Here is a 20,297-nt window from a genome sequence, read left to right on the forward strand (position 1 = left end):
ACTATTGAGAATGATAATCAATAACTTTTAAGTTGTATGTATATTGGCTTAACTCAATATCTGCTTATTTGATAGCAATAAAAATTATTTTTGATAAATATAACGTTTTACAGGTCGACCAATTGATAAATAGGTTAAATAACTCTCAAGTTCGCCTAGTTCCTCCAAATAATCAAGATATTTTTTTAAAGATATTCTTGATAAATTAATTAATTCAACAATTTCACTCATTGAAAATTCATTGTTATAGCTAATAATTACCTCTCTAACCTTTTTTAGTGTTTGACTATCAATACCTTTGGGGAGATTTTTATAATGAATAGTTGGTTTTGCAAAAATACGATCGTCTAGCTGGTTTTGATTAAGTATTTTTGATGATGATAATAAACGAATTCGTTCTTGGTATGAAATTAATGCAGTTCTTAATCGTTCAAAAGTGAAAGGTTTAACAATATAATCAATCACACCTAAGCGTAATGCTGTTTGGATATCGGCAGTATTACATGCAGCTGTAACCATAATTATATCAATTTTCGGATAACTAATACGTATATGTTGTAAAAGTTCGAGCCCATTTAGTTTTGGCATAAAGACATCAAGTAAAATAAGATCAATATGGTTATCATGGATAAAATGTAATGCCTGTTCTCCATTATTGACATTGGCAATTAAATTGAAACCAGAGATCATTTGTAAATACTTTTTGTTTAATTCGGCAACCATAGGATCATCTTCTACTATTAAAACTTCAAGCATTAATTTCTTTCTCCTTATAGATCTCTTTTAAAGGCAATAATACTTTAAAACAGGCTCCTTTTTTATTATCTAAATCACATAATTGAATATGACCATTTAATTCATCTATGCTTGCTAAAACTAAGTAAAGCCCAATACCTCGATTATCCCCTTTAGTTGAATACCCTTTTTGAAAAATATATTGTGTATCTTCTTCTGAAATACCTTTACCATTATCAAAGATCTCTATTTGCAAGGTATTATTGGATATAATTAAATTTACATTTATCTGTTTCTCATCTAAAAATTGAACAGCATCTAAACCATTATCAATAAGATTCCCAAGGATTGTTATTAGACTATGGGTCACAGAGGTATTGGGAATAAGTTTTAATTCACCATCAACATTTAAAGATAGGCAAACGCCTAATTCTCTTGCTCTGCTAAACTTACTATTTAAAAAACCAGCAATAATAGGATCTTTTATTGTTTGACTAATTACATTTGATTCAGCTTGTTTATTACCTATAATTTCTTCTAAGTAATCGATTAGTTCTTGCATATTATTGTTAAATGCTAAACCATAAATTACATGCAATTTATTGTTGAACTCATGAGATTGAGAACGTAATGCATCAGCATAACGATTTACTCCAGTAAGATTTTCAGCCAATTGTCGAACCTCAGTCATATCCCGAAATGAAGCAATGGCCCCAACTAATGATTCTTTTACAAACAAAGGTGTTCTATTGGTAAGAATTACGACACCATTGATATTTTGTTCACAATCATATTGAGCAACACCCGTCATCATGACTTCATATAATCGAGTATTGGGAATGATGTCGTCAATTTGTTGTCCAATGATATTTTCTTTACTATTACTAATACGTAATATGCGCCTTGCTTCATTATTAATTTGAGTTATAAAGCCTTGACGATTAACCACAACGATCCCTTCTTTAACTGTTCTGATGATTGCATTTCTCTCTTCAAAGAGCTGTGCCATTTCTAATGGCTCAAGTCCATATAGGATTTTTTTTATATTGCGGGATAGTAATGAGGCCAAAATGATGGCAATGACTAAGGATGCAACTAATGATAACCAAATAGGTTGACTTGTTCTTGCTGCTAAATGGTCAATTTTCTTTAGAGTTTGACCAACTAGAACTCCGCCGATTTGCTGATGATGCTCATTAAAAATAGGACTAAATGCACGAACAGAATCACCTAATGTTCCTTTAGCAATTGATGTATAAGATTCACCTTTTAATGCTCTTTGTTCATCACCTCCAACAACGAATCGACCTATTTTATTTTTATCAGGATGAGAATAACGAACACCTTGCATATTGAAAATGACGACAAAATCAACTTGCGCCAACTTTCGGACTTGCTCAGTATTTGTTTGAATAAAATCTAAATTTTGTGTGGTTAGATTTTCTATTTTATCAATAAAATCTTTTGAATTTGAAATTATATTAGCTATATTTTCAACTTGTTGACGCGAATGGGTTAAATACTCATCGTTTACAACATGGATAATATAAATATTTTGTGCAATAACTGAAAGTATGAATACTAAACAAATTAAGCTAATGAGTTTAACTTTTAGTGTTAATCGATTAAAGAGATACTTCATTTTTATCATTCAATTTATTAATACTAACATCATCGTCCTAACGTATTAAATACCTACTAACAAAAAAGATTATTAGTAGGTATATTGGAAATAAGTTAGATAATTTCAGAATGCTTATTAATATTTAGCTGCATTTTTTACACTTTCTGCAACTATTTTTGCCACATTTGGCTCAAAGGCATTTGGTAAAATACAATCAACTGATAATTTATCATTAGATACAATGCTTGCTAAACCTTTGGCTGCGGCTAATTGCATTTCTAATGTAATATTTTTGGCTCTTGCATCTAAAGCTCCTCTAAAAATACCCGGAAATGCTAAAACATTATTGATTTGATTAGGATAATCACTACGCCCTGTACCAACAATATAAGCTCCAGCTGCTTTGGCTTCTTCTGGAAAAATTTCAGGTGTTGGGTTAGCCATTGCAAAAATAATTGATTTTTCAGCCATTGTAGACACCCATTCAGGTTTTAATACTCCTGGCGCTGACACACCAATAAATACATCTGCATTCTTTACTGCATCTTGTAAGGTTCCACGCTGTTTTGAACGATTAGTTCTTTTTGCCATTGCCATATGATGAGAAGGTAGAGAACTATCATCTTCAGATAAAATTCCTATTTTATCGACTACTTTTAGATCTGTTACCCCAGCAGCTAATAGCATATCTGCAATAGCAATACCCGCCGCGCCCCCACCGTTTATTACCACTTTGGCTGATTCAAGTTTTTTATTTGCAACTTTCAGGGCATTATATAATGCAGCTAAAACAACAATTGCGGTGCCATGTTGGTCATCATGAAAAACAGGAATATCTAAAATTTCTTGTAAACGTTTTTCAATTTCAAAACAGCGTGGAGCACTGATGTCTTCTAGATTAATACCACCAAAGGATGGTGCAAGCGCAGCAATATGTTTAACAAGCTCATCTGGATCTTGAGTGTTTAACGATAAAGGAATTGCATCTACATTGGCAAATTTTTTAAATAATATCGCTTTACCTTCCATAACTGGAATAGCCGCTTCTGGTCCAATATTACCAAGTCCTAATACTGCAGAACCATCGGTAATGACTGCCACTAAATTACGTTTACTTGTATATTCATAAACAGATTCGGGATGTTGAGCGATCTCTGTACAAACAGCTGCCACCCCAGGAGTATAAGCAACGCTAAGATCTGACATTGAATTAACGGGTACTTTTGATTTGATTTCAAATTTACCATGCATTTGTTTACTAATGGCTAAAGCTTTTTCTTGAACTGTTGTCATGATTATTCCTTTCTGATTACACTTAAAAACTATTAAATTAATATCTAATATTTTTGTTATTTATATTGTATTAATTACTTTTAATGTCATAGATCTTCATTACTTTTATAAAATTGTGCAACTACATATGTAAGTATCTTAATAATGCTGTGGTACATATCACCATTAAAGCTCCTCCTAATCGTGTTGCTACTTGGGCAAATGGCATTAAGTTCATTCTATTTGCCGTTGACAGTATCGCTACATCACCTGTTCCACCCATACCACTTTGACATGATGAGATAATCGAAGCTTCAACAGGATACATTTTTAGGAAAAAACTACAGACAAAACCTGTCATTGACACGGTAAATACTACAGAAATAATGGTTATAAAATAAGGAATAGTTAAAACATTCACAACACTGCCTAAATCAATATATAGCAGACCTAAACCAGCCATTAAAGGGAAAGTAAAATTACCTGAGATAAATTTATACCATTGTTGACTACCACGTTCGACACTTTCAGGTAATAAACGAAAATATTTAACAAATGCAGTAGCAATAATCATTAATACTGGACCAGGAAAATGGGTAATCTTTTCCAAAATCATACCAAATATGAACAATGTGGCTAAAATCATCACCGCCCCACTCATTGCTCTGGCGTCTAATGGAGTTTTATCTTCTTTTAAAGCATCTGTTAATCCATCAAATTCAATTTTTACTAATTGGCCATGACCACTTAAATGAGGTTTTACTTCACCAATTCGACTCATTATGGCGGTAAAGGTAATTGCAAAAAAGTTACCTACTACTGTTGCAGGAATTAATGCACTTACAAATTTATCATAGTCTTGTTCAAGGATATTACTATAAGCGTTAGACAGTTGTAATACGCCTTCACCAATTCCTCCTGCCATAACAGGTGAAACAGTATAGAAAAATGCATGTTCCCAAGTATCACCAAAAGCAACAGCAACACACACACCGACTAAAGCAGCTAAGCACATACCAAGTAACATCGGAATCATCATACGAATAAAGCCTTGTATCAAAATGACTCTATGCATACCTAAAATACTACCACACACTAAGCTTGCAATATAAAAGAGTAAAAAATTAGAATCTTTCATTAACATTTTGGCTGCTGTTAAAGTATTTTCATCAAAAACACCGCAGTAAACTAGTAATGAGGGTACAATTAACGATAAAATTGCTGGTGCCCCAAATTTTTTAAAAAATGGTATATTTTGACCTACTGTCCCTAAAAACCAACCTAATGGTAAAATAACAGCAAATCCCCCAATTAGTGTTTTTGGCAACATATCTAATTGGGCAGCAATAATCACAATAATTGAACAAATCGCAAAAATGGGTAAGGGTAGCGATCCTATGTAGATTTTATTAATTTGGAAATCCTTCGTCATGCTCATAACTCAACCTTTTTGTTGTTTAATTTGGCTTTGGAACCTTAAACAGTATAGTTGTTGATGAAAAATTCAGAAGAATACGAAAGTTATATAACTAATTATGTAATTAATGTAAGTCATTTAACTATTTTTAAAAACATTAAATTTTTAACTAATAGTCAATCAGGAAAAACCGTATTTAAGTAAGCACTCTTGCGCTTGCTTATTTTGCAAAAAATCGATAAATAATTTTGCTACGATATTTGTTGGATTGAGTAGGGCTATACTATATTCAATAGTAGGAAGAAGATGATTGGGTATATCAATAATCGTTAATTGGGAATTTTGTTGTATTACGGGAGCATAATTGGCATAACCGATAAAAACATCTATCGTATTATTTAATAGAAAGTATTGAATAAGAATAAAATACAAAATTACTTTCTTAATAAAAAAGCGGTAATTAATACCACCTTGAATTTACTATAAATTAATCAATTTATATGGACTTAATTTAAAATAACCTATTTTTCTACTTTAGTCGTTGCATAAGGTCCATATAATATTCCATTTGCTTTTATTGGATTTTGTGCAAATAATCGTGCCGTAGCAACTCCTGAAATTGCAATACTGTGATCTCTGACTGTATCGGTGATTTGTGTAATTGCAGCAGAAATTAAACTCGCAATTAGACTATTGCTAGATTGTTTATTTTCTAAACTTGAAGCTGATGCAAAGTCCGTCTAGAGCTTTTTCAAAGCGAACATCGACTAGTTTTGTGTCTAATGTTTCCCGTGTGTCACTTTGAATAATTTAAAAAGAACTTTAATAAGGTGGATAGATTTAATGTTATCAAATTTACAATAGAAAGTTAGTATAGCTGACCTCAATAATAATTATACTAACCATATATTGCATTGAATAGTTTTATTATATTAAAAAAAAACAGCTATATAATTAAATGAAATATACTCAAACGTATGCATAACCTCAAACTTTTTGACAAAATTATTTTAAATTATGGCAATATTATTGACGTACTAAACACTCTTGAATTTTATCAACATCTTTATTTAGAGCCTCAATAACAAGATCAGGGTGATCCCTTTCAATAGTTTTAATATTCTCAAATCCATCATTTATTGATGAGCCAGTATATTGCTGAGCTTGCTTAATATTACTAAATAGGTAATGAATACCATTTTTATTACGAGTAGTGGTTAAAGTATAACTTACAAAATATTTTGAGTAATATTGATAATCTGTTACAGCATTAGCAACAACATTATTACCTTCAACAAGTTTTATTGTGTCGCCACCACTAACAGTAATTGATTGATGATTATTCATATTGTAATAAGACCACCAATGTGAACCATAGTAATTTTCATTAGTGAGTACTACAGGACTATTATCAAGTTCTTGTGCGATGCAGAGCGATAATGAAGAACGAAGTATGGTGATAGGTCTTGATGTACTATATTTCTTCAATATATCTATGCCAGACGAGTTTTGACCAATTTCTACTCCTTCAGTTTGATAAATTGACATCATTTTTTGAGATGTACAGCCAGTTAGCAAAGCAAATATTGTAAAAATTCCAATTAACTTTTTCATATAATGCCCTTTTTAGAGTAAGCTAATTAATTCTAGCTGTTTACGTATTGATTTGCTAGTGTTTGCTAAAGGATTATGAATATTAATCAAAAATAGATTGTTTATTGATATTAATTCAACAAGGTATACTGTTAAAGTAAAAATTAGATATGAGAGAAATTAAAATTCTCTCATTCATTTTGTTAAACCTCTTTACCTCGTAATTTGCGAGATAATTTTTTAAATCCGTGAGTAAATTTTTTAATTGCCATTGCCATAACGGGTACTTTAATTTTGATATTGAAACGTTCTTTTAACTCGATAGCATCATTGGCCTTAGTTAACCAAATAAAGCCTGAATTAGTCAAATCAATTGCTTTAATCTTTCCTTCTGGTGTTAAAATAAAATTACCACCATGTACATCATTCGAAACCAAATTATAACTATGTAACTTTTCAATACAATCTTTTACTTGATCGCCATATTTATTCATCTCTTCCCATTTCAAGGAACGACCTTCAACAAAATTGAATATCATATAGTGACGTTTGGTTTTTTTATCAAATGCGACCAAATAAAGCTCATAAGCGATGTCGCACTTATCAAGTGAAATTTTTGCTAACTTATGAATTAAATTGAAATAAAAATCACCTGTAATTTTAGCAATAATTCGACGCTCTAAACGTTCTTCTACACCGCCATCAATTTTAAAAATAAATTTGCTTTGATTATGATTAATTAGATATGTATATCGTTCTAATTTATCACTGGGATCAAGTAACTCATGATGTCCTTCTTCAGCCAAAAACTGATCAAAAAGGTCTAAATAATTTATTTCATTATTTTCTACATAAGCGAACTTCATATCGCCGTGTTCAATTTCAATAATGTTTGCAAAGTTATTCAAATTTTAAGTCCCAAGATACATCAAAAAATTGGTTTATCTTAAACACTATCAAGCTTAAAGTAAATGAAACTGTCAATTTTTAAGAAGATACGAATTAGGACAAACAATAGAGATCAATGAGTTATTTTCAATTCTACTCCTTAAAGTTAATAGAAAAGGATATATAAATTGACAAAATAAAGAACCAATTATAAAAAGTCAGCTGATATCTAATCATCTAAATCATCTAAATCATCTAAATCATCTAAATCATCTAAATCTTCTAAATGGAGATATGAGCCATTGATTTTTGCATAAACTTAAAAGTATTGGCTTTGTTAATGATTCGTAATAAATTTGTTTTTAATTTTTGTCAAAATTGATACTTTTCATTTGCAAAAAAAAGATATTTCTTCAACAATTCTATATTGTTATTTAGTTACAAATTATTTTTTATTAGATGGATAGCTAAATGCTATTCACGTTCTAAATATTATCAATTAACAATAAAATGTGATTAAGTTAACATTTTGTTTAAAAATAGGTTGTCCATAGTTGTACATAGTTGTCTATGGATGTATATTTAACTTAACCAATATTTTGGGGTAACCAATGAATATAAACAAATTTTCTAGCACACCACTTTACGTACAAGTGAAAGAGTGGATAAGAAATCAGATATATCGTAATGATTTGAAAGCTGGAGATAGAATTCCTTCAGAAAATGAGATTATGAGCATACTTTCTGTTAGTCGAGGCACAGTTAGAAAAGCGGTTGAATTATTGATTAATGAATCTGTTTTAGAACAAATTCAAGGAAAAGGAACTTATGTAAAAGCTGAAAATATCTCTTATCAATTAGGCTATGGTTTACAGTCATTTGCAGAATCGTTAGAGATGCAACATGTTAAGTTCACTACCGAAGTTATTACTAAAAGAGTTGAAAGAGCAAACGAATATATTAGTGGAAAATTACAAGTTCCAGTTAATTCGAACATTTTTTATATGGAAAGGGTAAGAAGCGTTAATGGCGAAAAAATTATGTTTATAGAAAATAGAATCAATTTGTCTTTATGTCCAGAAATAGAGCATGTGGATTTTACAAAATATAGTTTATTTAGTGAATTAGAGCGGATTACTCATAAAAAGATAGATCACTCGGATTGTCGATATTCAGCTCGAGTGGTTGGAAAAGAACGGGCAGATATATTAAATATTAGTGATATATCTCCAGTTCTTCATTTAGAACAATTAGTTTACTTTGATGACGGCCAACCAATTGAATTTGGTAATGTATGGTTAAAGTCAAATGTTAACTACTTGGGGACAACACTTAGACGAAAGTAGGAGTAAATTATGGCATTAGTCAATGGGTATACTTTAATAGGTGAAGCTAAAAAACAGAAAACTTTAGCTGGTGCATTTAATACAACAAATTTGGAAACAACATTAGCCATATTAGATGCAATTGAGGAAAGTAATATTCCAAGTATGGTTCAAATAGCACCAACAAATATTGTGTTATCTGGTTACAAATATATTGTAGATATGGTGCGTAATCGAGCTAGTACGATGAAAACACCATTTTGTTTACATTTAGATCATGGAAAAACTTTTGAGGATGTAAGGCAAGCCGTTGAAGCTGGATTTACCTCAATTATGATTGATGGTTCTCATTTACCTTTTGAAGAAAATATTCAATTGACGAAAAAAGTTGTCGACTTTTGTGGTGGATATAATATCCCTGTAGAAGCTGAATTAGGGGCTATTACTGGAAAAGAAGATGATGAGGTTAATGAAGCGGATCGTAAAACAGATCCTAATCAAGTCCTTGAGTTCGTGAAAAGAACTGGCTGTGCAACACTTGCCGTATCAGTTGGTAATGTTCATGGATTTGAACAACAACCGAAAATTGATTTTGATTTACTGGGTAAATTATCTGATATATCGCCAGTCTCACTAGTTATTCATGGAGGTTCAGGAATTGATGATCAAACTTTACAAAAAATTAGTCAATATAATGTAGTCAAACTTAATATTGGTGGTGATTTGCGTAGAGCTTATATTAGTTCAATTGGTAAACAATATGTTGCTAATAATAATGAATATAATCTTATTAAGGTTCTACTTAAAGCAAAAGGTGATGTTCAGCAAGTAGTTTACAACAAAATATTATCTATGAATTTATTAAACATCCATCATTAAAATAAAAATAGGCGGTCATTATGGAATTAGAACAATTGGATGACAATATTATATTTTTAAACAAAAATTTTTCAAGTCGAGAAGATATGTTTAAATCTATAAGTCATGAATTATTAGATAACAATTATGTGACTGAGCAATATTTAGAAAAAGTTATTCAAAGGGAAAACGAACATCCTACTGGATTTAAGTTGAAAACACTAAATGTTGCTATGCCTCATGTAGACTGCGAATTTGTTAAAAAAGATGGCATGTTTGTTGTAACCAGTAAAGAAGGCATTATTTTTAAAAATGCAGAGACTGATGAGGATCTACCCGTCAATATTATATTTGGATTGTTACTTAAACAATCCGATACACATTTAACTTTTTTAATGAAATTAGCATCATCGTTCAGCAATGACATGATTTTGCAAAAGATAGTTGAAAGTAATAACAAATTTGAAATTAAAAATATTTTAAAAGATATTTTGAAATAAGGAGCATCATTATGAAAAAAAGAATTATTTTTGCCTGTACTAGCGGTATTGCTACTTCAACTATTGCAACGGAAAAAGTCAAAAATTATTGTGCTGAACACGGAATTGAAGTCGAAAACATTCAGTCAGATGTGGCAACGGTTCAATCTCAAGATGGTATGGCTGACTTAATTATTGTGACTTCTAAAGTATCCTATAAGTTAGAAAAAACACCAATTATCAATGGAGTACCTTTAATCACTACAATAGGTGAAGAAGATGTCCTAGCCGAAATCGTTAGGATTTTGAAAGGGGATTGATTATGGCCGACAAACTACTGGAAGTTGTTCAATACATATTAGGCTTTGGTCCGACCGTCATGTTGCCTGTTGTAATCTTTATTATGGCACTTTGTTTAGGTGTAAAGATAGGTCGGGCAATTCGTTCATCATTAACCATTGGTATGGGTTTTGTTGGTATTTTTGTTATCTTCGACCTATTGGGTACGAGCCTAGGTAGTGCGACTTCTGACTTAGTTGAACATGCAGGGATTCATTTACCAGTAATCGATTTGGGGTGGCCTCCATTGGCAGCAATTGCTTGGGCATCTCCGATTGCGCCTTTTGTAATACCAATGACCATTATTATTAATATTGTAATGTTAACCCTAAATTGGACTAAAACAGTTGATATTGATTTATGGAATTTTTGGCATTTTACCTTTGTTGGTGCATTAGTTTACAGCAGTACGGGTAGTTTTATATATGGGTTAATTATAGCAGGCATAACTGCAGTAATAACCTTTATTCTAGCTGATTGGTGTGCCCCTATGATTCAAAAATATTTTGAATTACCGGGTATATCATTACCGACACTTTCTTCTGTCATTTTCTTCCCTATCGGTGTATTAGGCAATCTAATATTAGATAAAATACCTGGGTTGCAAAAATTACATGCTGATCCCGAAACTATTCAAAAAAGATTTGGTATATTTGGCGAACCGATGATGATTGGATTTGTGATAGGAGGGGCAATAGGAATTGCTGCAGGTTATGATGTTAAAGGTATTTTAAATTTAGCTATCAATCTTGGTGCTGTAATGTTAATTATGCCAAGAATGGTTAAATTATTAATGGAAGGATTATTGCCACTGTCTGACGCAGTAAAACAATTTTTGAATAAAAAATTTCCTAACAGAAAAAACTTATACATCGGCTTGGATATTGCTGTTGCTGTTGGTCATCCGTCCGTACTTTCCACTGCATTATTATTAATTCCAGTCGGCTTGATTTTATCAATTATTTTACCTGGCAACCGACTATTACCATTAGGTGATTTAACAAATATTTGGGTGCCTATATCAATGGTGGTATTAGCTTGTCGTGGTAATATCGTCAGATCATTTATCATCGGTATACCTTGCTTAATTGCTAATCTTTATGTTGCTTCATCTGTAGCACCAATTATTACCAATATTGCAAAAAGTATTAATTTTCCAGTAAAAACCGACGGTGAATTTTCAAGTCTATTAGATGGCGGTAATCCTTATCGTTTTTGGGCAGTCAAAGTATTTGAAGGTAATTATATTGCTTTAGCTTTAATTCCAATAATATTCGTGACTTGTTTCATATTGTATCGCCATACAAAGAAATCCTGGGATATAGCCTAAAAAATAACATACACCCATATTATTAATAAATTTATTAAATCAGATAAGCTAACTTATCTGAATAAGGAAAGCTACAATTTTTTTAAAGATGAATTGTTTTAACTATATAAATAAATTAAATTTTTATTTTGGGTGTACATTTGATTTGCTTGAAAATGATAGACAAAAAGAGTAAATAAGGAGGTTGATATGTATTCAATTGGCGTTGATATTGGGACGACAAATTGTAAATTATGTGTTTTTGAATTGCCATCTTTAAAACTAGTAAATAGCTTTTCTTTTGTTACACCAAAAGTAATCACAAAATATGGTTCTGACTTTGATATTACATCATTATACAATCAATTAGAAAAAGGGATTATTGGGATAATAGAATCGCTTTCAGATCCTGAACAGGTTAAAAATATTGCTATTGCTAGTGTGGGTGAATCTGGTGTTCTTATCGATGAAAAAGGAGATGTTGTAGGTCCTGCTATCACATGGTATGACACAAGGACAAAAAATAATCTCTCGGATATTAATACAGAATTTAGTGATGACGAACTTTATACCATTACAGGTATTCCTATTCATAGTAATTATAGTTTAACTAAAATTTTATGGATAAAAGAAAACTGTGATATTAATCTCAATAAGGTTAAATGGTTATGCATAGCCGAATATATTGCATATAAATTAACGGATGTTAAAAAAGCTGAACCTTCATTAGCATCAAGAACCTTGGTTTATGATTTAAAAAACCATTGTTGGTCAGAAAAAATTTCGTCAATTTTTAAAATTAATAACTTATTTTCTGATTTTGTTCAATCAGGTAAAAATATTGAAAAATTAAAGTCATCAATAGCAAGTAAACTTAATTGTAGTCAACCTATTTATGTATCAATTGGTGGTCATGATCATATGTGTGGTTCTATAGCCGCTAGACTTAAATCAGGAGAAATACTTAATTCGACGGGCACTACTGAAGGATTGTTGCTTTTACTTAAACAAGCTAATTTTGATAAAAGTTTTTTAGACAGTAATTTATCAAACGGTCAATATGTAATTGATGATTTATATACTCTTTATGCATCTCTTCCTTCGGCTGGATATAGTATTGAATGGTTTAAACGGACTTATTGTGTAAGTAATGAAGATTTTGATCTACTTATTGAATCACTATTTAATAAACTCTCCGATATTAACTATATAAAGCAGAAGTTAAATATTTTCATTCCACATTTACGTGGTAGTGGCCCTCCGAAACGTAATATTGAATCTAAAGGTTTATGGTATGGTTTTGCTGAAAACAGCTCTTTACAAGACACATTGTTGGCGATTTTTCAGGGATTATGTTTTGAACTAAAAAATATACTTATAACTATTGAGAAACTAACTTCTACTCATCATCCAATAATAAAAGTGATTGGTGCAGCTGCAAAAAATCCAGTTTGGTTGCAGCTAAAGGCCGATATTCTTGGAAGAGAAATCGTATCTTGTAATATCAAAGAAGCTGTGTGTAAAGGGGCTGTTATGTTAGCTGGGTATCAAAATCATTATTTAGATAAAGATATTGATAATCAATTTGAAGATCAAATAGTCAGATATATGCCTAATCAACAAATAACGCAATATTATAACCAAGTATTTAATAACTATTATCAACCATTTTATGATTTAAAAACTCAATTAGAATTTTATCGAAAAAAGGATAACTAAAATGAAAGCGTCAGTGTGTTATAAGCAAAATGATTTAAGAACAGAAGATCTCCCTATTCCTGAAATTTCCGATAATGAAGTATTAATAAAAATGCTTGCATGTGGTTTATGTGGTACTGATATTCAAAAAATTCGTGGTGATACAGTCAATAAACCTACAGTTTTAGGACATGAAGTTGTCGGTGAAATTGTCAAAAAAGGTAAAAATGTTAGCAAGTTTGAGATAGGGGATAGAGTAATCACTGCTATACATGTCCCTTGTTTTACTTGTCACTATTGTAATAAAGGACACTATACGATTTGTGAACAATTTAGAACTAATAATATTGATCCGGGTGGGTTTGCTGAGTTTATTCGTATTCCTGAATTACATTTGAATCATTTAACTCATAAAGTTTCAAATAATGTAACCGATGAAGAAGCTACATTAATCGAACCTATTGCCTGTTGTTTACATGGATTAAAACAAGCAGATATCAGGCCAAATGATAGTGTTTTAATCATGGGAGCAGGAACAATTGGGATATTACATGCTCAATTAGCCAAGATTAAAGGCGCCAATAAAGTAATTGTCAGTGATATGTCCAAATTCAAATTACAAAAAGCACTAAACGTTGGTTGTGATTATGCAATAAATATTAAGGAAAAAAATATTATAGATGAGGTGAATAAAATCACTGATGGTCAAGGTGTCGATGTAATAGTTATTGCCGCTGGTGTTTCCTCTTTAGTTGCAGATGCCGTTAATATGGTGAGAAGAGCTGGTAAAATAATCGTATTTTCAGGATTTGATAAAAATAAATTAGTCACACTTGATGTCAGTCGTTTTTTCAAAGATGAGATATCCATTATTGGAACCTATTCCGTTACACCGTATGAGTTTCCTGAGGCGTTAGATCTACTTGAAAAAAGGAAACTCAACACAAAAGAGATGATAACCCATGTTTATCCATTAAATAAATTAAGCGAAGCTATTGATATATCAACGAACCCAGAACAGCCAGTATTAAAAGTTATTATTAAAGCTGAAGTTTAGAACAGTATTATTATTTATATTTACTAGACTTTTGAAATTATGAAATGAGTAAAATTTAAAGTAAGGTAGCACCTATGAAAAAGATACCGATTATTCTGATTTTAACAGTATTATTGTTTAACTTTTTTTCTATTAGTTATGCCTTATATTTAAATTTTACTGAATATCAATTTGATATTTTGTCAACGTTACTCTATTTAGTGATATTGTCTTCTATCGTATTTTTAATCAATTTAATCATTAAAAAAAATACTAAAGCACCAATTTTTCTATCTTATTATTTTGTTCTTTGCTTAATTACCACTATGGCAGAAATTACTTATCTGTCTTACCAAGAAATAGGAACTAGTAATAACATGATCTACTTTCTAATCTATTTTTCACTTTTTATTTATGTCACTAAATCAATTAGTCTAAAAAAATATTTTTCTACTAAAAACAATTAATAATGATTTTTCTAGACTGAAAAATATCAATTTTTGCTTTATCAGCCATGGTTCAACAGATTTGAATCAACTACAATAATTTTAATAATGTTTGTAAACTTCTCGACTTCTTTTAAAAGAAATACATCGGATTAAGTTAATAACTAAAGCATATAAAAATATATTTATACACAATCAGTGTTATCATACCCAATTTGTATCTTAGTTATAAAAAATATTATTATGCAAAATAACGCTGTAACATGGTTTTTATATATTATTAGAACATCTAACCAATCATTGTATACTGGAATCACAACAGATGTATCTAGGCGGTTACAGCAACATCAAAATGGTCGTGGCGCTAAATATCTAAAAGGTCATAAAGATATTTATGTTGTTTATCAAATAAAAGTTGGCGACAGGTCTACCGCTTTAAAATTAGAGTATCGTATAAAGCAACTTTCCAAGCTGAAAAAAGAACAATTGGTTGCAAACTCCCCAGACTTAACCAATTTATTAACATTACTCAATCAATAATCTACTAAATAATTTTATGTAAAGTTTTGGATTTATAACTGCAAGCTATTTGGATTTTTTATTTTCTTTATCAGTTAATATTTAGAATATCGACATTAATTGTAATGGCGGAGCTTTAAGGGCATTTATCTGTTGGTTGAATTCAGATAGTTGTCGTTTCCAAAAATCAATATCAGTTATCCATGGAAAGGCAATAGGAAAAGCAGGATCTTGCCAACGCTCAATAATCCATGCTAGATGATGAATTATCCGCATTGCTCGTAAAGGCTCAATCAATTTAAGTTGTTCTTTATCGAAATCATAAAACTCTTGATACAATTCAAGCAGTTCATCTAACTGTAGGCGTTGTTCTTGTTGGTTACCATAGAGCAACATCCAAAGATCTTGAATTGCTGGACCATTACGAGAATCATCAAAATCTAAGAATATAGCATTATCATCACGCCACAAAATATTACCAGCATGGCAATCAGCATGTAATCGTATTGGTTGCCAATCATCATGCCAATATTGTTCAATCGTTTTGATCAGCTTGCTCAATACTGTTTTGAGCTCGAGTTGTATGTTATTGGGAATATAGGTTGAGGATAATAAGATCTCTTGCGGACCATAAACATATTCCTTAAGTCCAATAGTTGGGCGGTATGAAAAAGTTTGAGTTGCACCAATTTGATGTATACGACCAATCATCGTACCTACCGATTCCATTTGATTTCGATTATCCATTTCATAGGGTCTACCACCCAAACTAGGAAATAAAGCAAACAGATAGCCTTGATATTCATGTAATGTCTTATTATTGATTACGAGTGGCGACACTACAGGTATATCAGCACGGTATAATTGTTCAGTAAACTGGTGTTCTTCAAGTATTTGTTCTCGATTCCAGCGATGAGGACGATAGAATTTTGCAACATAACGTTTATGTTCTTCATCATGAAATTGATAGACGCGATTTTCATAACTATTTAAAGCAGTTAAACCCGAATCTATATAAATGCCAATTGAAGCCAAACTCTCGACAATAAGATCGGGTGATAATAATTGAAATGAAAATGCTGAACTATCCATTGAATGATCCCTCTCGTTACTGTTGATTAAACCATTCATCTAGTTTTTGTTTTAATGCTTCAAGTCCAACTCGTTTAGGTGATGAAAATGGTGCGACAGTAATATCACCTTGGAAAGGTAAAATGGCTTCTTTTACCATATTAACTTGCTTCTTTACAGCACCAGATGCGAGTTTATCCGCTTTAGTCAGTAACAACATGACTGGAATTTCAACCGAAACAGCCCATTGAATCATCTGTTGATCTAAATCTTTTAAAGGATGCCTTATGTCCATTAAAATAACTAGCCCTAATAAACTTTCGCGTTTTTGTAAATATTCTCCTAGCGATTTTTGCCATTGGCGTTTTATCGCTTCAGGAACTTGGGCATAACCATAACCAGGTAAGTCCACTAAACGGCAATTTTTTTCTACCTCAAAAAGATTGATTAATTGTGTTCGCCCAGGTGTTTTACTGGTACGAGCTAAAGACTTCTGATTGGTTAATGTATTGAGTGCGCTGGATTTACCTGCATTAGATCTACCAGCAAATGCTACCTCTACACCACTATCACTAGGTAAATGAGAAATATCTGGAGCACTTAAAATAAAATGTGTTTTTGCATAATTTAATGGACGAATATCAGTCATAAAAAGTATCCTTTAAATGCTTTAACGGCACTTAATTGATTTAAATGCCGCTACTGTATAGAAAAACTCAAGCATTGACAACTTTTTCGACTGCTTTTGCAAATCGCATCATTCCTTCTCGAATCTCTTCTTCCGAAATAATTAACGATGGCGTGAAACGCAACACATTTGGCCCTGCATTTAATATCATCACTCTAAATTCTGTTGCAACATTTAAAAAATCACGGGCTTTATGGTGGAATTCTGGTTGTAACTCTGCACCTAATAATAGACCTTTACCACGATATTCTCGAAATACTTTAAATTTATCATTAATGTTTTCAAGTTGCTCAATGAAGATTGCACGGCGTTTTTGTACTCCCTCTAAAACCTCTGTTGTGTTAATGATATCGAATGCTTCACAACCAACCGCACAGGCCAAAGGATTACCACCATAAGTTGTACCATGAACGCCAGGATGCATTACTGTAGCAATGTCTTCTGTTGTTAACATGGCACTAATTGGAAATCCACCACCAAGCGCTTTGGCAGAAGTCAAAATATCAGGTGTTACACCATATTGTTGATAAGTATATAGACTCCCAGTTCGACCCATTCCACATTGAACCTCGTCAAAAATGAGTAAGGCATGATATTTATCACAAAGCTCGCGAACACCTTGTAAAAACTCAAGTGATGCGCAGGTTAATCCCCCTTCACCTTGTACAGGTTCTAGCACAACTGCACAGGTATGATCATCTATCACTGCTTTTACTGCATCCAGATTATTAAATGGAACATGGATAATGTCAGCAGGTTTTGGACCAAAACCATCTGAATATTTTGCTTGACCACCGACAGAGACTGTAAAAAAAGTTCGTCCATGAAAGGATTGGTGAAAGGCGATAATTTTAGTTTTATAAGGATTGTATTTTTCAATAGCATAATAGCGAGCCAGTTTGAAAGCCGCTTCGTTTGCTTCGGCTCCAGAATTGGCAAAAAAGATGCGATCAGCAAAAGTATTATCAATAAGTTTTTGTGCTAGATTTAAGGCTGGTTCATTGGTGAAAACATTACTAACATGCCATATTTTTTCACTTTGTTCATGCAATGCTTTAACCAATCTAGGATGGCAATGACCAAGAGCATTGACTGCAATACCACCAGCAAAATCGATATATTCTTCACCATTTTGATCCCATACTCGACTACCTTTCCCTTTAACTGGTATAAATTGAGCTGGGGCATAAACGGGTAAAATGACTTTATCAAATAGTTGGCGTGTGATTTTTGGCTGCATTGTTAAGTCCTTATCTGTTTTTATTAAATAAATTACCTTTTATTTTATGCTAATTAATAGCAGAGTAAAGTAAATAATTATTCAAATATAATGAATTAATATTCATCTGTAAAAAAATTTTAAATTTAAAACATATTCAATAATTTACTTCTTTTCTATAATTATTTTCAGGTATAATCAAATTCTGTTGGTTAATTGCACTTAAAAGAGTTAAAAATGAGTCGTATTATTTATTGCCATTATTTAAAAAAAGAAGCGGATGGTTTAGATTTTCAACTTTATCCAGGTGAACTTGGTAAACGTATTTTCAATGAAATATCAAAACCTGCATGGCAAGAATGGCTCAAAAAACAAACCATGTTAATTAACGAAAATAAACTTAATATGATGAATCCTGAACATCGTAAACAAATTGAATCAGAAATGATTAAGTTTTTATTTGAAGGTGAAGAAGTTGTTATTGATGGATATAAACCCCAACACTGAGGTATAACATGAAAAACAATAAAAAAATAATTACGTTGTTTGTAGCGGTGAGTCTTTTAAATGGATGTTCAGGTGGTAATTCATCTAAGAAGAATGAAGATTTTTATATTAAAGATACCAATGCTTTTAATATTTTAATTGGTCAATATGCAAATAATATAGAAGAAATTTGGGGGCCTAGGGAAGTCCTTATTGCGGGTCCCAAAGATTATGTTCAATATGAAGATAATTTACAAACTCGAGTGCATATCAACTTTGTTTCTGGTGTGATAACAATCGAAACTTTGTCTGACTCTCCTATAGAATCATTAAAAGAAGCGATAGTTTCTACATTGTTAATGCCGGAACCTATCGATATTATCCGTCATGATAAAATTAGCCAAGATTTGTCACAAGAGCCTTTCTTATATAATCAGATATTAGACCAAGAACGGCAACCTATTCGTTGGAGTGGTCGAGCGAATAATTTTGCTGATTATGTACTTGCTAATAACTTGAAAATTCGCCGATCAGGCATTCACAACATCACTTATGTGGAAATTAAATTGGTTCCTAATCACATTAGTGAACGAGCAAAAAAATTCTTACCATTAGTGACCGAAGCTTCAAACCGCTATTTCATTGATGAGCGTTTAATTTTAGCAATTATAGAAGTCGAATCTGCTTTTAACCCTTATGCGGTTAGTCGGTCAGACGCGCTTGGATTAATGCAAGTACAGCAACATACTGCAGGACGTGATATTTTCCAATTATTTGGTAAGTCTGGAGAACCAAGTAGAAAATATTTACTTGATCCGCGTAATAATGTCGATATGGGTACCGCTTATTTATCATTATTAAAAACGAAATATTTGGCAGGTATTAATAACCCTATATCTTTAAGGTATGCAATGATTACTTCTTATAATGGCGGAGCAGGTAGTGTGTTGCGCACATTTTCTAATGATCGTGATCAAGCAATTGATATTATAAATTCAATGACGCCACAACAAGTTTTTAGAAAATTAGTCACATCACATGTTTCTCAAGAATCACGTAACTATCTGATAAAAGTAAGTAATATATTAGATAATAGATAAAATTCAGCTAAATAATAATAGCTATCACTAATATGATAAGAAACAAGAAGTTGAATTATAGTTTAATTGGAAGTAATATCTTCAAAAAAATAAAATTTCTGAAGTTTTAAAATTTTTTAATAAAAAAAACGTGATCTACTTCAAATTTTGAGTATACTATGCGTCTCATAAAACCCTAGTTTTTTTGAGGATGTT

At 31.5% G+C, this 20,297-nt stretch carries 21 protein-coding genes and 1 pseudogene; 11 read left to right on the forward strand and 11 right to left on the reverse strand.

Features of this window, described 5'->3' with window-relative positions:
- Positions 1–84: 84 nt before the first annotated feature.
- From GAPWK_RS02565 to GAPWK_RS02595, 8 genes and pseudogenes are all read right to left on the reverse strand, one after another.
- Positions 85–756: a response regulator gene (locus GAPWK_RS02565; protein ID WP_025314732.1), complete on the reverse strand. Its 672-nt coding sequence runs from the start codon at positions 754–756 to the stop codon at positions 85–87.
- The gene (gene dcuS / locus GAPWK_RS02570; RefSeq protein WP_051516223.1) at positions 749–2,377 is read right to left on the reverse strand and encodes a DcuS/MalK family sensor histidine kinase; all 1,629 of its coding nucleotides are present in this window, start codon (positions 2,375–2,377) and stop codon (positions 749–751) included. The genes GAPWK_RS02565 and dcuS overlap by 8 nt, the downstream gene beginning before the upstream one ends.
- A 117-nt stretch (positions 2,378–2,494) precedes the next feature.
- Positions 2,495–3,652, reverse strand: coding sequence for an NAD(P)-dependent malic enzyme (locus GAPWK_RS02575; protein WP_025314734.1), 1,158 nt, complete (start codon positions 3,650–3,652; stop codon positions 2,495–2,497).
- 121 nt (positions 3,653–3,773) lie between these two features.
- Positions 3,774–5,069, reverse strand: a complete 1,296-nt coding sequence (locus GAPWK_RS02580) for a 2-hydroxycarboxylate transporter family protein (protein ID WP_025314735.1) — start codon at positions 5,067–5,069, stop codon at positions 3,774–3,776.
- Positions 5,070–5,228: 159 nt separating this feature from the next.
- Complete coding sequence (locus GAPWK_RS02585; protein WP_025314736.1) at positions 5,229–5,480, reverse strand: substrate-binding domain-containing protein; 252 nt, start codon at positions 5,478–5,480, stop codon at positions 5,229–5,231.
- 89 nt (positions 5,481–5,569) lie between these two features.
- Positions 5,570–5,767: pseudogene (locus tag GAPWK_RS15440) on the reverse strand (GNA1162 family protein); the annotation flags it as partial.
- Positions 5,768–6,074: 307 nt separating this feature from the next.
- Positions 6,075–6,662 carry a hypothetical protein gene (locus tag GAPWK_RS02590; protein WP_025314737.1) on the reverse strand — a complete coding sequence of 196 codons (588 nt, stop codon included), beginning with the start codon at positions 6,660–6,662 and terminating at the stop codon, positions 6,075–6,077.
- 182 nt (positions 6,663–6,844) lie between these two features.
- Complete coding sequence (locus GAPWK_RS02595) at positions 6,845–7,549, reverse strand: lipopolysaccharide core heptose(II) kinase RfaY (protein ID WP_025314738.1); 705 nt, start codon at positions 7,547–7,549, stop codon at positions 6,845–6,847.
- Between the two features lie 591 nt (positions 7,550–8,140).
- Here GAPWK_RS02595 and GAPWK_RS02600 point away from each other — a divergent pair.
- From GAPWK_RS02600 to GAPWK_RS02640, 9 genes are all read left to right on the forward strand, one after another.
- A complete protein-coding gene (locus tag GAPWK_RS02600) occupies positions 8,141–8,875 on the forward strand; it encodes a GntR family transcriptional regulator (protein ID WP_025314739.1) in 735 nt (244 codons plus the stop codon).
- Between the two features lie 9 nt (positions 8,876–8,884).
- Positions 8,885–9,733 (forward strand): class II aldolase, encoded by an 849-nt coding sequence (locus GAPWK_RS02605; RefSeq protein ID WP_025314740.1) that lies wholly within the window; start codon positions 8,885–8,887, stop codon positions 9,731–9,733.
- 20 nt (positions 9,734–9,753) lie between these two features.
- On the forward strand, positions 9,754–10,212 hold the full coding sequence (locus GAPWK_RS02610; RefSeq protein ID WP_025314741.1) for a PTS sugar transporter subunit IIA: 459 nt from the start codon (positions 9,754–9,756) through the stop codon (positions 10,210–10,212).
- A gap of 11 nt (positions 10,213–10,223) precedes the next feature.
- The gene (locus GAPWK_RS02615) at positions 10,224–10,511 is read left to right on the forward strand and encodes a PTS sugar transporter subunit IIB (protein ID WP_025314742.1); all 288 of its coding nucleotides are present in this window, start codon (positions 10,224–10,226) and stop codon (positions 10,509–10,511) included.
- A gap of 2 nt (positions 10,512–10,513) precedes the next feature.
- A complete protein-coding gene (locus tag GAPWK_RS02620; RefSeq protein WP_025314743.1) occupies positions 10,514–11,860 on the forward strand; it encodes a PTS galactitol transporter subunit IIC in 1,347 nt (448 codons plus the stop codon).
- A 189-nt stretch (positions 11,861–12,049) separates the two neighbouring features.
- Complete coding sequence (locus GAPWK_RS02625; RefSeq protein WP_025314744.1) at positions 12,050–13,558, forward strand: FGGY-family carbohydrate kinase; 1,509 nt, start codon at positions 12,050–12,052, stop codon at positions 13,556–13,558.
- 1 nt (position 13,559) lies between these two features.
- Complete coding sequence (locus GAPWK_RS02630; protein ID WP_025314745.1) at positions 13,560–14,594, forward strand: zinc-dependent dehydrogenase; 1,035 nt, start codon at positions 13,560–13,562, stop codon at positions 14,592–14,594.
- A 74-nt stretch (positions 14,595–14,668) separates the two neighbouring features.
- Entirely contained in the window at positions 14,669–15,040 is a 372-nt protein-coding gene (locus GAPWK_RS02635) for a hypothetical protein (RefSeq protein ID WP_025314746.1), read from the forward strand.
- 222 nt (positions 15,041–15,262) lie between these two features.
- Positions 15,263–15,559, forward strand: a complete 297-nt coding sequence (locus GAPWK_RS02640) for a GIY-YIG nuclease family protein (protein ID WP_025314747.1) — start codon at positions 15,263–15,265, stop codon at positions 15,557–15,559.
- A gap of 81 nt (positions 15,560–15,640) precedes the next feature.
- Here the strand turns inward: GAPWK_RS02640 and GAPWK_RS02645 are convergent, their stop codons facing one another.
- The 3 genes from GAPWK_RS02645 to GAPWK_RS02655 form a co-directional block, all read right to left on the reverse strand.
- Positions 15,641–16,630: a serine/threonine protein kinase gene (locus GAPWK_RS02645; RefSeq protein WP_025314748.1), complete on the reverse strand. Its 990-nt coding sequence runs from the start codon at positions 16,628–16,630 to the stop codon at positions 15,641–15,643.
- Between the two features lie 16 nt (positions 16,631–16,646).
- Positions 16,647–17,258: a ribosome biogenesis GTP-binding protein YihA/YsxC gene (gene yihA, locus GAPWK_RS02650; protein WP_038517061.1), complete on the reverse strand. Its 612-nt coding sequence runs from the start codon at positions 17,256–17,258 to the stop codon at positions 16,647–16,649.
- Between the two features lie 67 nt (positions 17,259–17,325).
- Entirely contained in the window at positions 17,326–18,537 is a 1,212-nt protein-coding gene (locus GAPWK_RS02655) for an aspartate aminotransferase family protein (RefSeq protein WP_025314749.1), read from the reverse strand.
- A gap of 216 nt (positions 18,538–18,753) precedes the next feature.
- On the opposite strand from GAPWK_RS02655, the gene GAPWK_RS02660 reads away from it, so the two are divergent.
- Positions 18,754–19,023: an oxidative damage protection protein gene (locus GAPWK_RS02660; RefSeq protein ID WP_025314750.1), complete on the forward strand. Its 270-nt coding sequence runs from the start codon at positions 18,754–18,756 to the stop codon at positions 19,021–19,023.
- An 8-nt stretch (positions 19,024–19,031) separates the two neighbouring features.
- Positions 19,032–20,102: a membrane-bound lytic murein transglycosylase MltC gene (mltC, locus tag GAPWK_RS02665; RefSeq protein WP_025314751.1), complete on the forward strand. Its 1,071-nt coding sequence runs from the start codon at positions 19,032–19,034 to the stop codon at positions 20,100–20,102.
- The last annotated feature ends 195 nt before the right edge of the window (positions 20,103–20,297 follow it).

The sequence above is a fragment of the Gilliamella apicola genome, from assembly GCF_000599985.1.
In the GTDB taxonomy this organism is placed as follows: domain Bacteria; phylum Pseudomonadota; class Gammaproteobacteria; order Enterobacterales; family Orbaceae; genus Gilliamella; species Gilliamella apicola.

What these genes read in the sequence shown, in the direction of transcription:
- GAPWK_RS02600 (WP_025314739.1), top strand. Translation starts at nt 8,141, where the DNA reads ATGAATATAAACAAATTTTCTAGCACACCACTTTACGTACAAGTGAAA.
- GAPWK_RS02640 (WP_025314747.1), top strand. Translation starts at nt 15,263, where the DNA reads ATGCAAAATAACGCTGTAACATGGTTTTTATATATTATTAGAACATCT.
- GAPWK_RS02630 (WP_025314745.1), top strand. Translation starts at nt 13,560, where the DNA reads ATGAAAGCGTCAGTGTGTTATAAGCAAAATGATTTAAGAACAGAAGAT.
- GAPWK_RS02590 (WP_025314737.1), bottom strand. Translation starts at nt 6,662, where the DNA reads ATGAAAAAGTTAATTGGAATTTTTACAATATTTGCTTTGCTAACTGGC.
- GAPWK_RS02580 (WP_025314735.1), bottom strand. Translation starts at nt 5,069, where the DNA reads ATGAGCATGACGAAGGATTTCCAAATTAATAAAATCTACATAGGATCG.
- GAPWK_RS02645 (WP_025314748.1), bottom strand. Translation starts at nt 16,630, where the DNA reads ATGGATAGTTCAGCATTTTCATTTCAATTATTATCACCCGATCTTATT.
- GAPWK_RS02620 (WP_025314743.1), top strand. Translation starts at nt 10,514, where the DNA reads ATGGCCGACAAACTACTGGAAGTTGTTCAATACATATTAGGCTTTGGT.
- mltC (WP_025314751.1), top strand. Translation starts at nt 19,032, where the DNA reads ATGAAAAACAATAAAAAAATAATTACGTTGTTTGTAGCGGTGAGTCTT.
- yihA (WP_038517061.1), bottom strand. Translation starts at nt 17,258, where the DNA reads ATGACTGATATTCGTCCATTAAATTATGCAAAAACACATTTTATTTTA.
- GAPWK_RS02655 (WP_025314749.1), bottom strand. Translation starts at nt 18,537, where the DNA reads ATGCAGCCAAAAATCACACGCCAACTATTTGATAAAGTCATTTTACCC.
- dcuS (WP_051516223.1), bottom strand. Translation starts at nt 2,377, where the DNA reads ATGAAGTATCTCTTTAATCGATTAACACTAAAAGTTAAACTCATTAGC.
- GAPWK_RS02610 (WP_025314741.1), top strand. Translation starts at nt 9,754, where the DNA reads ATGGAATTAGAACAATTGGATGACAATATTATATTTTTAAACAAAAAT.
- GAPWK_RS02565 (WP_025314732.1), bottom strand. Translation starts at nt 756, where the DNA reads ATGCTTGAAGTTTTAATAGTAGAAGATGATCCTATGGTTGCCGAATTA.
- GAPWK_RS02660 (WP_025314750.1), top strand. Translation starts at nt 18,754, where the DNA reads ATGAGTCGTATTATTTATTGCCATTATTTAAAAAAAGAAGCGGATGGT.
- GAPWK_RS02605 (WP_025314740.1), top strand. Translation starts at nt 8,885, where the DNA reads ATGGCATTAGTCAATGGGTATACTTTAATAGGTGAAGCTAAAAAACAG.
- GAPWK_RS02615 (WP_025314742.1), top strand. Translation starts at nt 10,224, where the DNA reads ATGAAAAAAAGAATTATTTTTGCCTGTACTAGCGGTATTGCTACTTCA.
- GAPWK_RS02635 (WP_025314746.1), top strand. Translation starts at nt 14,669, where the DNA reads ATGAAAAAGATACCGATTATTCTGATTTTAACAGTATTATTGTTTAAC.
- GAPWK_RS02625 (WP_025314744.1), top strand. Translation starts at nt 12,050, where the DNA reads ATGTATTCAATTGGCGTTGATATTGGGACGACAAATTGTAAATTATGT.
- GAPWK_RS02575 (WP_025314734.1), bottom strand. Translation starts at nt 3,652, where the DNA reads ATGACAACAGTTCAAGAAAAAGCTTTAGCCATTAGTAAACAAATGCAT.